The organism is Pseudomonas ovata (assembly GCF_003131185.1).
Classification (GTDB): domain Bacteria; phylum Pseudomonadota; class Gammaproteobacteria; order Pseudomonadales; family Pseudomonadaceae; genus Aquipseudomonas; species Aquipseudomonas ovata.
The window spans coordinates 165,751-180,339 of the sequence record NZ_QFFU01000002.1 but is presented as its reverse complement, the minus strand read 5'-3'; the positions used below and the strand labels follow the sequence as shown (position 1 = coordinate 180,339).

The window sequence follows — 14,589 nt, the reverse complement described above, 5'->3', positions numbered from 1 at the left end:
CACATGTTTGAGAATGACGCATCGCTGCACGGCACTCCCTACGACAGCGCACCGTTGAGCGCGGCACTCAACAAGGCCTGGATCGAGTGGCTGGTGTTCTGGCAGGACCTGCCTGACACCCTGGCAGTCGAAGACCAGGTCGCTCGTGTGGCCGAGCAATTGAGCCTGATCTCGCGCCGCCTGTGGCGTAACAGTTATGCGGCCGTCGGCGAAGCCCATGGCGACCAGGCCAAGGACACGCTGTCGGCCTTCGTGGCACTGGTCGATGAGTTCCTGCTGTTCAACTCATGGGCCGGGCAATCGCTGTGGATCGAGCAGCCGATGGAGAGCCGGCTGTTCAAGACCCGCATGGCCGGCGATCATGTCCCCGTTAAAATCAAGAAGCTGCTCGACACCCGCGACCCGGCCCAGCGTGACCTGGCCCGGGTCTACCTGTTGTGCCTGAACCTGGGCTTCCAGGGCCGGTTGCGCAGTGGCAACGGCCAGGGCCTGCATGAGAAATGGCGTCGTGCCCTGTTCACGTTCATCTACCAGCGCCCGCCGTCACTTGATGACGTCCAGGCGCAGATGGAGCAACTGGGTGCACGCCCTGCCCAGCAATTGCCACAACGCAGCAGCCTGCCCGACGGCTACCGGCTGGCGCTGGCCTTGAGCCTGGGACTGATCCTGCTGATCCTTTTGGGTCAAGGCATGTGGTGGAACATCGAACAGCGCGTCGACCCCAGCCTGACGCTCAGGCTGACCCCGCCTGCGACGGAGCAGAGCCTTTGATCAACTACATGGACCTGATCGTGGCCGGCCTGGTGCTGCTGGCCATCGTGGCGTTCTTCGTCTGGCGGTTCTGCGCCGTGCACCTGAGCGGCGCCAGCCGCAGCTTTTACCAGGCCGTGCGCGAATGGGAACTCAACCTGGGCGTCAATGACCGCTACGAAACGCCCTGGCTGCTGATGGTCGGCGATGACGAGCTGGCCACCCCCCTGCTGCAAGGCTGGGGCCTGCAAAGCACGGCGCGCCCGGCCTGGTTCGGGCGCTGGTGGTACGGTCCCGACGGTGCGGTGCTGGTGGTCCCCGCCGCCCTGTTCAATCATGGCGAAAACGCCAGCGTGCAACTCAAGCTGTGGCGTCAGTTGGTCGGCCTGTTACTGCAAAGCCGGGCGCGACGCCCGCTGGATGCACTGATCTGGCTCAGCGATGTAGAACGCCTGCTCGACGATCAGCACAGCGTCAACATTGCCCAGGCGGCGCGGCGCAAATTCATCGACCTGCAACAGCGCCTCGGGCTGAGTCTGCCGGTGTACATGGTGTTTGGTGGCGGCGAAGCGGTGCACGGGCTGGTGAACCTGATCAATGTGCTGCCCACCAGCACCCACGACCTGCCGCTGGGCTGGACCTCGCCCCACAGCGTGCAGACCGCCTGGCACCCGAACTGGATCACCCAGGCGGTCGGCCAGATGCAGCACACGCTGGAAAGCCTGATCGTCGAACTGGGCACCCTGCGCGGCGAGATCAATCCGGATCTTTACCGGCTGCCGCAGCACCTGCAGGACCTGCACGACCCTCTGCAAACCCTGTGCGATCCGGTTTTTCAGGGCAATGCCCTGGGCGAGGCACCCTGCCTGCGAGGGATTTATTTCTGTGTGGCCGGCAATGCCGTGGCGCACGCCCAGCGTCCGGATGAAACCGATCCGTTTGCCGATGAAAACGAGCGCACTGCCGAGCCTCCCCTGTTCACCCGACGTCTATGGCGCCAGCGTATCGTTGCCGAACAAGGCCTGGCGCAGCCGATCAGCCGCATCCTGCAATTGCGTGAACGCTGGCAGCGCGTGCTGGGCGCCAGTGCGCTGGTGCTCGGGGTGATCTGGTTGCTGGGCATGGCCTGGATGTGGAATGTGCGCAGCAACGATGCCGAGCGCCTGGCCCGGATGCTCGATGAGAATCGTGGACTGGTCGCACAAGGCCAGGACGACGAAGTCGCACGCCAGCGCATCAAGGGGTTCTGGCACCTGCTCGAGGCGACACCACGCTGGCAATTGAGCACAGCCGTACTGCCCGGCTCGCGCTTCTACGGCCTGGACCTGCGCCTGGAGCAGACCCTGCAAGAGCGCGCCCGGGAACAATTGTTCGGCCCCCTTCGCCAGCGCCTGCAAAACGACCTGAATCAGCTCGGGATGCCTCAGGGCATTGCCCCCAACAACACGGGCAACAGTGACGATGCCTGGCTGCAAGCAACACGTCTCGTCGATGACGCGCAGAATCTGGAGCGACGCAGCAACCTGTTCAATCAAGGCCTCGAGCTGAGCGAGCGGCCGCTGGACGAAGCCAGCCTGCTGGCCAACGAACTGTTCGGCATGGCCCTGCAACCGCGCAACCTGGCGCTGGACAGCCAATACCAGCGCATACTCAACGAACCCGAGCGCCCCCTGGCCACACCACTGGACCTGACACCGATCAAGAACCAGGTCGCCCGCCGCTACCAGGACGCCATGCGCGTATGGCTCGACACGCTGTTTGCCAGTGCCGACTTCGGCCAACTGGCCAAGGTGCTCACCAACAACCTGGGCAAGCTGCAAGCCGGCCAGCGCGCCAGCCTGGCTGAACTGGAAGAAATCGATGCGTCCATCGACCGCCTGCGCCTGTTGTTGACCCAGACCAGCGCCGCCTGGAGCCAGAACGGTTCGGTGGAGTTGACCTCCGGCTACAAGGAAGTCATGCAGCGTGCCCGGCAAAGCAGCCTGATCGGCCCGGCAGCGGTCGATCAGGTCGAAAACTACGCCAAGGTCACCAAGCGAACCTTTTATGACCGCTGGCTGGAACGCGGCGATCAGCAACAAGGCATTCTGCGCCAGCAGAGCAGTGGCAGCCTGGAGCTGCAAACCAACCTGGAGAAACTCGACCAGAGCATCCAGATCCTGATGCGCGAGGATTTCATCCAGGCGGCGATGAGTCAGACCAACCCGCAGATCAAATCTGCGGAGGGTCTGCGCAATATCGACAGCAATGGCGTGGCAGCGGTCTTGCAGTACTACGCCAGCTACCAGAACTTTATCAATCAACAAATAACCGAGTTGCCACCGGTGTATCGCAAGGGCCTGCTGGCCTCGGCACGCTGGGCTGTGGATGTGGCCATGTGGCAACGCTTGACGACCCGTGCCGACACGACACGCAACTGGAGTAGCAGCATCGGCCAGAGCTTCGACCTGCCCCTGGACAAAGCCTTGCAACTGCTGCAGGCGGTGGCCGATGTCGGTGATAACCGCCAGGTCGAACTGCTGCGCCAGGAGTTCAACACCCGTGCCCTCAATGAGTTGAGGCGCACTGTCGAGGATCTGCAGAACCTGCCGGTATTGCGTTCGCCCATCGACTTCAGCCGCTGGGACGGCACACGCAACCTGGCCCTGCGCAGTTACCGCGAACCGGACGTGGCGTCGCTCAAACAATCCATGAGTCGCCAGTACACCCTGATCATCGATGCGCTGAGCCAGATCAACCCGTCCATCGAATGGCTTGCCAGCCAACGCGAGTTTCTGTCGGGCAGTGATCTGGACCTGGTCGACAGCATCGGCGACACCGTGCGCTCGATGAAAAAATTCAGCGAGCAAAACCCTACCAGCCCGGCCTTGATGTACCAGCAACTGGTGACCCACGAATTCAACGAAATGGACATGAGCAACTGCAGCACGCTGCTCACCACCTCGTTGCTACCTCAGGAAACCGGGCGTTTCTCGGTGCTGGCCCGCACCTCCTGGGATCAGGCCCGCCTGCGCTGCTCGGCCCTGCAAAACTACACCTCGGCGGTGGCCTGGCAACAGCTGTCGGTGTATTTCACCACCTACCTGGCCGGACGCTTTCCGTTCAGCAACAAGGAAAGCTTGGTGGATGCCAACCCCGACCGGGTGCGCGAGTTCCTCGAGCTGACGGACAAGTACCTGCCCGATGCCTACAAGGGCCTGCCCGACAGCCTGTCGAGCAACAGTGGTGCTGCAGCCGAGTTTCTATTCAACCTGCAAAAAGCACGCGCCTGGCTGGGACCGCTGCTGATTCGCGACAAGGAAGGCTTGCGCGGCATGGACCTGGAGGTGCGTTGGCGCAGCGACCGTGAAGAAGAACGTGGCGCCGACCAGATCATCGACTGGAGCCTGGAAACCGGCCCGCGCCTGGTCAGCTACCCGGCCGAAGCGATCAGTCACGCCAACTGGACGGTCGGCGAGCCGGTAAGCCTGACCCTGCGCTGGGCCCAGGGCAGCAATCAGCGCCCGCAGGATGACCCACGCCAGACGGCCCTGGCGGTCACCGATCTGAGCGCCCGCTGGTCTTATGAGGGGCCTTGGGCGCTGCTGCGCATGATTCGCGCCAATCAGGCGATCAACCACTTTACCTCACAAGGTGATGGCGACCGGCCGCTGGCCCTGCAACTGCCGCTGCAGACGTCGGGCCGTAACGCCGGCGCCCTGATGTTCATGCGCTTTTCGCTCAAGGCCATCGGCGGCAAACAGCCGTTGACCTTGAGTGAATTGCCGGTGCGCATACCACCTTCGCCCTACCCGACCATCGACCCGTTGCCTGCCCTGACGACCACCACTGCCGAGTTCACACCATGACCGACGCCCTTTCCCTTGACAGCCTGCGCGAGGCGCTGCCGGACCTGCTCGCGGCCATTCCCGGCGATGAACCCGCCGGGCACAGCCTCAAGGACTCCAATGAAGTCGATCGGTTGCGCGAGGCGCGCCGTGAAGACGACGCCAGCCTGCCACGAGGCGTGTGGGAGCATGATCTCAAGCGCAGCAACTGGCCCAAGGTCGAACTGCTGGCCAGCGAACTGCTGCGCCGGCGCAGCAAAGACCTGATGGTCGCGGTGTGGCTGGGCGAAGCCTGGCTGCAGCGTTACCGGCTGACGGGCCTGTGCGTGGCGCTGGAGTTGCTTGTCGAACTGGGCGAGCGCTACGGCGGCCACCTGTATCCCCGCTCGGAAGATGCAGACCCCAGCTGGCTCGCGCCGCCGCTGGCGTGGGCTGCACGCAATTACAGTGAAGTCCTCAATGTGCGCATGCCCATGCTGGTGATCCAGGCCCGCGATGTCGAAGGCCTGACCCTGGCGCAGTGGACACATGCGCAAAAGCTGCGGCGCAACACCAGTGAAAACAAGCGCATCCAGGCCGAAGCCAAGCAAGCCGAAGACCTCTTGCGCCAATGGGCCGAGGCGGTACTGCAAGTGCCTGCGCGCGACATTGCCCAACAGATCCAGATGCTGACCATTTGCCTGGTCAACCTGGAGCGTCTCAACCGCTGGAGCGACCAGCATCTGGGCGAGGATGCCCCCAGTTTCATTGCCTTGCAGCACGCCCTGGAGCTTCAGCGCCAGGCCCAACAGGAATTCTTGTCCATGCACCCCGAACCCGTCCCGGAACCCGAGCCGGTGCCTGTCGCCGTGCCAGTGCCGGCCAGCGTCGCCGCACCCGCAGCGGCTGCACCTGCACCCTTGCCGGCCGGCACACCGCAATCACGCGAAGCGGCCTATCAGCAGTTGAAGGTAATTTCCGCTTACCTGGCCAGGATCGAGCCGCACAGCCCGGTGCCTTATCTGATCGACCGTGGCATCGAATGGGGTAACAAACCGCTGCGCGAGCTGCTGGGTGAACTGGTCAATGCCGATGTCGACACAAGGCGCATCTGGTCGGTGCTTGGGGTATTGCCGTAGCGGACCGGTCGGGTGGCGAGCCGCTTTGGCTGGAAAGCCGGGTGCGCACGAAAGGGTGCTGGCACCCTCGCCCGGCTAAAGCGGCCCTCACACCGCATTGACCGACCTGATTATCAACCTTTCCAGTTACCACCCTCGACAATCACATCTTCAGGTCTGGTGTCAGCGGCCAGTTCCTTGCGCACATACTGGTCGTAGAGCTTGAGCAGGTATTTATCCTGGCCGAGCCTGGCCAGTTCGCCATTGACCCAGTCGCGCAGTTCGATGTTGCCTTTCTTTACCGCCGGAGCAATCGGGGCCTCGCCACCGAGTTTCTCTGGCAGGGTGCGGTAGCCGGGGTTCTGTTTGGCCCAGCTGAAAAGCACCAGATTGTCCTGGGCGTAGGCATCGCCACGACCGTTGGCCAGGGCTTGAAGAGACTCGGAGTTCTTCTCGAACTTGAGCAGCTTCCAGTCCGGGTGGTTTTTGGTCAGCCACACATCAGCGGTGGTGCCGGTCGTGACGATAATGGTCTTGTCGGCCAGGTCATCGAGCTTTTGCACCGGGCTGTTGTCCGGCACCAAAGCCTGGACGGCGACTTTCAGATTGGGGTTGGTAAAGTCCACCGCTTCCTTGCGCTCGGGGGTCACGGTCATGTTGGCCAGAATAATATCGACCTTGTCGCTTTGCAGGAACGGAATGCGGCTGGCCGGCTCCACCGCGACGAATTCGACCTTGCTGGCGTCGCCCAGCAACGACCTGGCCAATTCACGGCCAATGTCGGTATCGAACCCGGCGTATTGGCCTTTCTCATCGACAAAGCCAAAGGGCGGCTTGTCGGTAAACACGCCAACGATCAGTTTGTCGCGGGCCTTGATCTTGTCCAGGTAGCTGGCCGGTGCCACTGCGGCGACGGGCGTGGTCGCCGCCGGTTTGGCTGGCGGCTCGCCATTGCCGCAGCCGGCCAGCAGGCCAAGTCCGAAAAGGGGCAACAGGAACAGGGATCGAGCGGTTTTAAACATGGCAGTGGTCATGCGATTTCCTTGGGCTCTGGGGGCTTTCAATTGACAGCTGTCCTGGGCGCGGTGTGCTTGCCCGGCAGGTTTTCAACGTAAGAGAACTTCTCCAGAAACTGCTGCGCACGTGCGCTCGAAGGATGGGTGAAGAAAGACTCGGGGTCGCGTTGTTCAAGGATGCGGCCGGCTTCCATGAACACGATGCAGTCGGCCACGGCGCGGGCAAAGCCCATTTCATGGGTGACGATGAGCATGGTCATGCCGCCCCGGGCCAGGTCGAGGATCACCTCCAGTACTTCCTTGACCATCTCCGGGTCAAGGGCGGCGGTGACTTCATCGAACAACATGACCTTGGGATTCATGCACAACGAACGGACGATGGCGATACGTTGCTGCTGGCCGCCTGACAACTGCCGGGGAAAGGCATCGCGTTTGTCCGCCAGACCGACCCGCGCCAACAATGCCTCGGCCTGGGCCAAAGCTTCCTGGCGCGAGCGGCGCTGTACTTTCAGCGGGCCGAGCAGGATGTTGTCAAGCACGGTCATGTGTGGAAACAGGTGGTAGCTCTGGAACACCATGCCAATGTCCTGGCGGACCTTGCGCCAGTCAGTGCCGGGAGCCAGCAGTTGCCGTCCGGCAAAATACAGCTCGCCGCCCTGGGCCTGCTCCAGGCCATTGAGGCAACGCAGCAACGTGCTCTTGCCGCAACCGCTGGGGCCCAGGACTACGATGACTTCGCCGGTCGCGACCTGCAGGTCGACCTCTTTGAGCACCTGATGGCTGCCGAAAAACTTGTTGAAACCCTTGAACTCGATCAATGCGCTCATGCTTGTGTCCAGCGCCGCTCCAGCACGCGCGAGGCGAGCGACAGCGGGTAGCAGATAAAAAAGAAAAACAGGAACAGAGCGCCGTAGATCAGCACCGATTCGTAGGTGCGCTCGATGATCTGCTGGCCGACCTTGATCACGTCCACCACCCCGATCAGCACGGCCAGTGAGCTGGTCTTGATGATGCGCGTGTAGATATTGATGGTCGGCGGCGTCATGCGCTTGAGCGCCTGGGGTACCAGTACATGGCCATACAGCTGCACCGCCGACAGGCCGATCGACAGCCCGGCCTCACGCTGACCACGGGGCAATGACTTGAGCGCACCACGGGCCACCTCGCCCACTTCGCTGGCGCCCCACAGGCTCAGCACCAGCACCGCGCACCAGAAGCTGGGGATGCTCAAGCCAAAGAAAATCGGCAGGCCGAAAAACAGCAGGTACAGCCATACCAGCACCGGAATGGCTCGAAACAGCTCTAGGTACACCCTCAGCACAGCGTTGAGCCAGGTGATGCCCAGGGTGCTCAGTGAGCCATACAGCAGCCCGCCGGCGGTGCTGAACACAATGCCCAGCGCCGAAATCGACAAGGTCCGGGCCGCGCCTTCTGCCAGCAGTGGCAGCGAGACCCAGAGCAGCTCAAGACCCGAACTGGCCATGTTGCAACCTCCGTTCCAGGCGGCTGAGCAGCAGCGACAAGGGCAGAAACAGCAATACGCAGATCAGGGTCAGCACCGTGAGCATCTCGTAGGTCTTGTAGTACAGGGCGATGTAGCTCTTGGTCGTGTAGAGAATCTCCGGCACCGCCACGGCCGAGACCACCGTGGTTTCCTTGAGCAGGAAGATAAAGTTGGCAAACAAGGCCGGCAGGCTGAGCAGGCCGGCCTGGGGCAGGATCACATGACGCAGCAGTTGCCAGTCCGACAGGCCGATGGACCGGCCCGACTCCAGCTGCGCTGCAGGCACCGCCTCGATTCCGGCGCGCAGGACCTCGGTCAGGTAGGCACCGCCCAGAAAAGTCATGGTAATGATCGCGGCGCTGAAGCCTGAAACCTTGATACCCAGGGTCGGCAGCGCGAAATAGATGAAGAACAGCTGGATCAGCAAGGGGGTGTTGCGCGCCAGTTCGACATACAGGCCGATCAGGCGATACAGCACCGGGGTGCGAAACATCAGAATGACGTTATTGAGCAGCGCAACCAGCAAGGAGGTACAGATCGCGATCAGACCCACTTGCAAGGTAACACCGACGGCTTTTACAAAGGCCGGGAGAGTGCTGAGGATAAACGGATAATCAAGAGTCATTACAAAGGCTTGGCAGGCATGCGAAGGATGGCTTTTGGCCGGTTGCATATAGCCTAATGAAGTTATATATATAAAAATAAATAACTTTATCGCATAAGCATAAGCCTGATTTCTGTTCAGCCGCCTTGTGCAAGATCAGGGCACGAAGGCGTATTTCCCGATTGCAGTGGATCGCTGCCCGACCCGTCCTGCCGGGAAAAGCGTCAGACGGCTTTAATTCCTTAATGGAATTACCAAATGTTAATTCAGTATTTCTAGGACTATCGGTAAATCGCTACTGTGAGGTCACTTACCCCGCACCGAGCGACTGCCATGCAAGCCACTGCCCGTATTCTCGACCTCACCCGCTACCGCAAACGCCGTGAAGCACAGCGTCAGGCCGAGCTGATGTGGGCGATGTACAGCGCCCGGGCTAACCTTGTCACGTGGGCGGCGATGCACGCCGATCCCTGCCCGGATGTTGCCAAGGTCTGGCCATGAGCCTGCTGCGCAGGGCCATGGCGGCGCCGCTCGAAACGCCGCCGGCAAGCGAGTGCGCAACCGCTGACGATGACCTGATCGGTGAGCGCGTTGCCCAGAACCTGCAGCGTCTGCGCAGCAAGCGCTACCTGTCGCTGGATGCCCTGGCCCGCGTGAGCGGGGTCAGCCGGGCCATGCTGGCGCAGATCGAATCCGGACGCAGCGTGCCGTCGATCAAGGTGCTGTGCAAGATTGCCAAGGGGCTGAAGGTTTCGGTGGCCGCTTTTCTGGAGACCCGTGCCTTCGAAGGCGTGGAACTGCTGCCGGCGCAACAGAGCAAGCGCCTGGTCAGTCCTGATGGCAGTTTTGTCAGCCGTGCGCTGTTTCCGTTCGACCGTTCGCGCCAGAGCGAATTCTATGAAATCCGCCTGCGCGGCCTGAGCGAGGAAGTCTCTCAGGGGCATGCTGCCGGCGTGCAGGAAAATCTGGTCGTGGCCCAGGGTGTGCTGCAGATCAGCGTCAACGAGGCACGCTATCTGCTGTCTCCGGGCGACTCGATCCTGTTCTACGCCGACCAGCCGCACCGCTATTACAACCCGGCCGACAGCGAGGCGGTGGCGTACCTGGTGATCACCCACCCCGAGCGCCTGGACTGAAAAAACCCCGGCGGTCTGCACCGGCGGGGTTCTGGTATTGCTCAGCGTGCAATCAGCAGGTGCAGCACATCATCGGCATGCCGTTGCAGCTCATCATCATCGGCATGCTGCAGTCGTTCATCATTTTCATCAGCAGCATGCAGGCGTTGTTCATCATGTCCATGGTCATGCCCGGCATCGGCATCATCATGCACTTCATGCAATCGGCTTCGACGGTGCAGGTCACCATGCACTTCATCATGGGCATGGGCATGCCCATCGGCATCATCATGGGCATGTTCATGCCGCCCATCATGTTCATCATCGCCATGCCGCTCTCGGACATGCACATGATCGACATGTTGGCGCAATGCATCATCATCGGCATGCCGCAGTTCATCATCATCGCCATCATTTCGGCGTTGTTCCTGAACATGGCCATGTCCATGCCGGCCGCAGGCTTCATGGTGCACATCATGGCGTCGGCCATCATTTCGCATTCCATGGTCGCCATCATCATCGGCATGCCCATCATCGGCATCATCGGCATCTGGCTGTTCATCGGCATCTGCATCTGCATGGCATTCATCATGATCGAAACTCCATTATCGAAAGGCGGGGTAACTGCTTGATGGCGCCGATTCTAGAGTCCGGGCGCGATTGCACAAGCCGCCGGCGTTGCAGCCTGGAACACTACATTGGCCTCGTAAACAGGGGCTTTGACAGGCCGATATCACGCCATGACGACCCTGGCGCTGCGATTGCAGACTTTTGAGCGGCGTTGCCGGCAATAGCGACGTCATGGATATGCCCTTAAGGCATGGTTACCTGCCTTTTGCGCATAAACGGTCTAACCGTTCCAGGATTTAGCCGGCCTGCGGCGTCATGCCGGTAGGCCTGCGCCCTGCCCGCGCAAGGCCATGATGTCGCGCTTGGGCGGCACGCCGAACAGGCGACCATATTCCCGACTGAATTGCGAAGGGCTTTCATAACCCACCTTGAACGCGGCACTCGATACATCCAGGTGCTCACTGAGCATCAAGCGCCGGGCCTCGGTCAGGCGCAGCCATTTCTGGTATTGCAGCGGACTCATGGCGGTGAGCTGGCGAAAGTGGTGATGAAAGGTCGGCGGGCTCATCTGCACCCGTGCCGCGAGGTCTTCGACGCGCAAGGCGGCGGCATAGTTGAGCTTGAGCCAGTCGATGGCCCGGGCGATGCGATGCCCCTGGCCGTCGACCGAAGCGATCTGCCGCAACCGGGCGGCCTGGTCGCCTTGTAGCAGCCGGTAGTGGATTTCGCGCTGGATCATTGGCGCCATGACCGCGATCGCCTCGGGTTCGTCGAGCAGTTCCAGCAGGCGGATCAGCGGGGCCAGGATGGTCGGCGTGGCCGAGCCGATGCCCACGCTTCTGCCGGCCGCCTTGTCACGAACCGGTGGCAGCCCGCCCTGGGCGATCAGCTCGGCCAGCATGCGCACGTCAAGCTTGAGGGTCAGGCCCAGGCAGGGCCGATCCGGGCTGGCTTCAATCACCTCGGAGTTGGCCGGCAGGTCCAGAGACGTCACCAGAAAACGCGAGGCGTCATAAGGAAACCCTTCACCACCGGCCCACATCTGCTTGGCACCCTGGGCGACCAGCACGATGCTGGGCGGCACCATGCACACCACCGGCGGTGCAGGATGGTCACGGCGGTAGAGGCCTACGTCTGCAATGGCCGTGCGGTAATCGCCGGGCTTGTCGATCTGGCGGTCGATCAGCCATGCGAGGGTGGCCTGGAGGGGCATGTCGTTCATGGAAAGGCCTGGCTGGCGGATGGGTTAAGGTCAATAGTAATCAGCGCTAACGTTCATGGCCCAGGCCGTTCCTGCGCCTATGGCGCTTCGGTTGCCATGGATGGCAGTGGTACAGCCCCTGCGTGTGTGGCGACTTGAAGGACGTCATCGCGGGCAAGCCCCCTCCCACAGGTGCAATGAGCATTCAGGTTTCATGCCTGGCACAAAACCGTCGGAGGCGGCTGGCAGTCGCCACTATAGCTCGCGGCGCAAGGCGCTTCTATGCACCAAGGGGCAAGCTCAGCGGATCAGGCAAGAAATCCAGTGGAATGCGTTATCGCCACGCGGGACATATACGGAAAATGAGCGATAACCCAATCATGGCAGGAACCTTTCATGAAACGCTTAATGCTCGCCGCCGGGCTGATGATTGCCTCGTTCGCCACCCTGGGCGCCACACCGCCCGAAGGCGCCGACAACTTCTACAAGAGCGACAAGGTGACCATGGAAAAGGTCAGTTTCAACAACCAGTACGGCATGAAAGTCGCCGGCAACCTGTTCAAGCCCAAGGGCCTGGACCCTCAGGTCAAGAACGCCGCCATCATCGTCGGCCACCCCATGGGCGCGGTGAAGGAACAGAGCGCCAACCTGTACGCCACCAAAATGGCCGAACAAGGCTTCGTGACCCTGTCGCTGGACCTGTCATTCTGGGGCGAAAGCGAAGGCTTGCCGCGCAACGCGGTATTGCCGGACCTGTACGTCGAAGACTTCAGCGCCGCTGTGGACTTTCTCGGCACCCGCCCCTTCGTCAACCGTGAGCGCATCGGCGTGATCGGCGTGTGTGGCAGCGGCAGTTTCGCCATCGCCGCGGCCAAGATCGATCCGCGCCTGAAGGCCATCGCCACCGTCAGCATGTATGACATGGGCGCCGCCAACCGTAACGGTCTCAAGAAAGCCGTGACCGCCGAGCAACGCCAGCAGGTGCTGCGCAAGGCGGCCGAACAGCGCTATGCCGAGTTCCAGGGCGGCGCGGTCAAGTACACCGGCGGTACACCGCTGACCCTGACCGGCAATGCCATTGGCGACGAGTTCTTCGATTTCTACCGCACCCCACGCGGCGAGGTGACGCCGGCCAGGGCTTCGAAGCAGACCACCACCATGCCGACGCTGACCAGTAACGTGAAGTTCATGAACTTCTACCCGTTCAACGACATCGAGACCCTTTCGCCGCGGCCCATGCTGTTCATTACCGGCAGCGAGGCGCACTCGCGCGAGTTTAGCGAGGATGCCTACCAGCGCGCCGGTCAGCCCAAGGAGCTGGTGATCATTCCGGGTGCCGGCCATGTCGACCTGTACGACCGGGTCAACCTGATCCCCTTCGATACGCTGGGTAAGTTCTTCCTGACCCATCTGCACTAGGCTCTGTACGTAAAGTGGCTGCGCTCGACCATGCTGCGTTAAAAAGCGACTCGCAATGCTCATTGACACATGTCAACTGCGCTTGCTCGCCGCTTTTTGCCTTGCCTGACCTTCGCTCACCGACTTTTCGTACAGAGCCTAGGGCTGTTGCCGTTGCACAGGATTGTTCTGATGACTGATACCCCTGCCACATCAACGCCCGCCTGGGGCGCCGTGCTGGCCATGGCGCTGGCGGCCTTTGCGCTGGTCGCCTCTGAATTCATGCCGGTCAGCCTGCTGACGCCGATGGCTGCCGATCTGAACGTCAGCGAAGGCCAGGCCGGCCAGGGCATCGCCGTTTCCGGGCTGTTTGCCTTGATCACCAGTCTGTTGATTGCAGCCGTGGCCACCCGGGTGGAGCGCAAGGCCCTGCTGCTGTCACTGACGGTGCTGATGATCGTCTCCGGCACCGTGGTGGCCTTTGCCCCCGATTACCGGATATTCATGCTTGGCCGTGCGCTGATCGGCGTGGCCATTGGCGGCTTCTGGTCGCTGTCGGCGGCCACGGCCATGCGCCTGGTGCCCGAGGCGAACGTGCCGCGGGCGCTGGCCATCGTCAATGGCGGCAACGCCCTGGCCACGGTGATCGCCGCACCGCTGGGCAGTTTTCTCGGCGGCCTGATCGGCTGGCGCGGTGCGTTCCTGTGCGTGGTGCCGGTGGCTGTTCTCGCGCTGGCCTGGCTATGGCGCAGCATGCCGAGGATCACGCCCCCGAACAGGCCGCCCCAAGGCAACCCGCTGCGTTTGCTGGGCAGGGCACCGATTGCCTTGGGTCTGCTGGCGGCCAGCCTGTTCTTCATGGGTCAGTTCATGCTCTTTACCTACCTGCGCCCGTTTCTGGAGTCGGTGCCGAAGGTCGGGGTTTCGGGGCTGTCGCTGCTGCTGCTGGTGCTGGGCGTGGCCGGTTTCATCGGCACCTTCCTGATTGAAGGCCTTATCAAGCAGGGTCTGTATCGCACCTTGACCCTCATCCCGTTGCTGATGGCGGTCATTGCCCTGGCGCTGGTCAGCTTTGGCACTTCGGTGGCGATCACCACGGTGTTGCTGGGCCTCTGGGGCCTGGTGGCGACAGCGGCGCCCGTGGGCTGGTGGACCTGGCTGGCCCGTAGCCTGCCCGATGACGCCGAAGCCGGTGGCGGCCTGATGGTGGCCATCGTCCAGTTGGCAATTGCCTTGGGCGCCACGCTGGGCGGGCTGCTTTATGACGTCGACGGTTACCGGGCCACCTTCGAATCCAGCGCCGCGCTGCTGGTAATGGCCGGCATCATGGCCGCCCTGGCCGGGCGTGTGGCACTGCGCAAGCAGGCCCTGCCGGCAACGGCTGAAATGCCCGGCTGATTTCACCCGCAGTAGGAGCGCGCTTGCCCGCGACCGGCTGCGTCAGCAGTCGTAAATTTGCAGCGTTCCGCAGATTTTGAATATGTTCACAGCCATGAATTTGTGGCAT

The 14,589-nt window shown here is 62.0% G+C and carries 13 protein-coding genes; 8 read left to right on the top strand and 5 right to left on the bottom strand.

Going from position 1 to position 14,589, the window contains the following annotated elements; genetic code table 11:
• The first annotated feature begins 3 nt into the window (after nt 1–3).
• The 3 genes from DGA31_RS03955 to tssA are packed head-to-tail and all read left to right on the top strand — an operon-like array spanning nt 4 to nt 5,695.
• A complete protein-coding gene (locus tag DGA31_RS03955; protein ID WP_109511611.1) occupies nt 4–771 on the top strand; it encodes a DotU family type IV/VI secretion system protein in 768 nt (255 codons plus the stop codon).
• Nucleotides 768–4,598 carry a type VI secretion system protein gene (locus tag DGA31_RS03950; protein WP_109511610.1) on the top strand — a complete coding sequence of 1,277 codons (3,831 nt, stop codon included), beginning with the start codon at nt 768–770 and terminating at the stop codon, nt 4,596–4,598. The genes DGA31_RS03955 and DGA31_RS03950 overlap by 4 nt, the downstream gene beginning before the upstream one ends.
• On the top strand, nt 4,595–5,695 hold the full coding sequence (gene tssA, locus DGA31_RS03945; RefSeq protein WP_056839571.1) for a type VI secretion system protein TssA: 1,101 nt from the start codon (nt 4,595–4,597) through the stop codon (nt 5,693–5,695). The genes DGA31_RS03950 and tssA overlap by 4 nt, the downstream gene beginning before the upstream one ends.
• 113 nt (nt 5,696–5,808) lie before the next feature.
• Here tssA and DGA31_RS03940 read toward each other — a convergent pair whose 3' ends face one another.
• Genes DGA31_RS03940 through DGA31_RS03925 form a run of 4 tightly spaced genes read right to left on the bottom strand, consistent with a single transcriptional unit; the run spans nt 5,809 to nt 8,819 of the window.
• Nucleotides 5,809–6,708: a transporter substrate-binding domain-containing protein gene (locus tag DGA31_RS03940; RefSeq protein ID WP_056839572.1), complete on the bottom strand. Its 900-nt coding sequence runs from the start codon at nt 6,706–6,708 to the stop codon at nt 5,809–5,811.
• 26 nt (nt 6,709–6,734) lie between these two features.
• On the bottom strand, nt 6,735–7,517 hold the full coding sequence (locus DGA31_RS03935) for an amino acid ABC transporter ATP-binding protein (RefSeq protein ID WP_109511609.1): 783 nt from the start codon (nt 7,515–7,517) through the stop codon (nt 6,735–6,737).
• A complete protein-coding gene (locus DGA31_RS03930; RefSeq protein WP_056839574.1) occupies nt 7,514–8,173 on the bottom strand; it encodes an amino acid ABC transporter permease in 660 nt (219 codons plus the stop codon). The genes DGA31_RS03935 and DGA31_RS03930 overlap by 4 nt, the downstream gene beginning before the upstream one ends.
• Complete coding sequence (locus DGA31_RS03925; RefSeq protein ID WP_109511834.1) at nt 8,154–8,819, bottom strand: amino acid ABC transporter permease; 666 nt, start codon at nt 8,817–8,819, stop codon at nt 8,154–8,156. Before DGA31_RS03925 ends, DGA31_RS03930 begins: the two co-directional genes overlap by 20 nt.
• A 312-nt stretch (nt 8,820–9,131) precedes the next feature.
• On the opposite strand from DGA31_RS03925, the gene DGA31_RS29950 reads away from it, so the two are divergent.
• Genes DGA31_RS29950 through DGA31_RS29855 form a run of 3 tightly spaced genes read left to right on the top strand, consistent with a single transcriptional unit; the run spans nt 9,132 to nt 10,545 of the window.
• A complete protein-coding gene (locus tag DGA31_RS29950; protein WP_193551489.1) occupies nt 9,132–9,299 on the top strand; it encodes a hypothetical protein in 168 nt (55 codons plus the stop codon).
• Between the two features lie 17 nt (nt 9,300–9,316).
• Nucleotides 9,317–9,934, top strand: coding sequence for a helix-turn-helix domain-containing protein (locus tag DGA31_RS03920; RefSeq protein ID WP_161959149.1), 618 nt, complete (start codon nt 9,317–9,319; stop codon nt 9,932–9,934).
• Between the two features lie 59 nt (nt 9,935–9,993).
• Nucleotides 9,994–10,545: a hypothetical protein gene (locus DGA31_RS29855; RefSeq protein ID WP_161959141.1), complete on the top strand. Its 552-nt coding sequence runs from the start codon at nt 9,994–9,996 to the stop codon at nt 10,543–10,545.
• 251 nt (nt 10,546–10,796) lie between these two features.
• Here the strand turns inward: DGA31_RS29855 and DGA31_RS03910 are convergent, their stop codons facing one another.
• Nucleotides 10,797–11,705: an AraC family transcriptional regulator gene (locus DGA31_RS03910; protein WP_109511607.1), complete on the bottom strand. Its 909-nt coding sequence runs from the start codon at nt 11,703–11,705 to the stop codon at nt 10,797–10,799.
• 375 nt (nt 11,706–12,080) lie between these two features.
• Between DGA31_RS03910 and DGA31_RS03905 the strand changes: the two genes are divergently transcribed.
• Nucleotides 12,081–13,103: an alpha/beta hydrolase gene (locus tag DGA31_RS03905; RefSeq protein WP_109511606.1), complete on the top strand. Its 1,023-nt coding sequence runs from the start codon at nt 12,081–12,083 to the stop codon at nt 13,101–13,103.
• Between the two features lie 171 nt (nt 13,104–13,274).
• Nucleotides 13,275–14,480 carry an MFS transporter gene (locus DGA31_RS03895; protein WP_109511605.1) on the top strand — a complete coding sequence of 402 codons (1,206 nt, stop codon included), beginning with the start codon at nt 13,275–13,277 and terminating at the stop codon, nt 14,478–14,480.
• The last annotated feature ends 109 nt before the right edge of the window (nt 14,481–14,589 follow it).

Coding starts and splice junctions, on each gene's coding strand:
- DGA31_RS03940 (WP_056839572.1), bottom strand. CDS start 6,708: ATGACCACTGCCATGTTTAAAACCGCTCGATCCCTGTTCCTGTTGCCC.
- DGA31_RS03920 (WP_161959149.1), top strand. CDS start 9,317: ATGGCGGCGCCGCTCGAAACGCCGCCGGCAAGCGAGTGCGCAACCGCT.
- DGA31_RS29950 (WP_193551489.1), top strand. CDS start 9,132: ATGCAAGCCACTGCCCGTATTCTCGACCTCACCCGCTACCGCAAACGC.
- DGA31_RS03895 (WP_109511605.1), top strand. CDS start 13,275: ATGACTGATACCCCTGCCACATCAACGCCCGCCTGGGGCGCCGTGCTG.
- DGA31_RS03930 (WP_056839574.1), bottom strand. CDS start 8,173: ATGGCCAGTTCGGGTCTTGAGCTGCTCTGGGTCTCGCTGCCACTGCTG.
- DGA31_RS03935 (WP_109511609.1), bottom strand. CDS start 7,517: ATGAGCGCATTGATCGAGTTCAAGGGTTTCAACAAGTTTTTCGGCAGC.
- DGA31_RS03925 (WP_109511834.1), bottom strand. CDS start 8,819: ATGACTCTTGATTATCCGTTTATCCTCAGCACTCTCCCGGCCTTTGTA.
- DGA31_RS03905 (WP_109511606.1), top strand. CDS start 12,081: ATGAAACGCTTAATGCTCGCCGCCGGGCTGATGATTGCCTCGTTCGCC.
- tssA (WP_056839571.1), top strand. CDS start 4,595: ATGACCGACGCCCTTTCCCTTGACAGCCTGCGCGAGGCGCTGCCGGAC.
- DGA31_RS03955 (WP_109511611.1), top strand. CDS start 4: ATGTTTGAGAATGACGCATCGCTGCACGGCACTCCCTACGACAGCGCA.
- DGA31_RS03910 (WP_109511607.1), bottom strand. CDS start 11,705: ATGAACGACATGCCCCTCCAGGCCACCCTCGCATGGCTGATCGACCGC.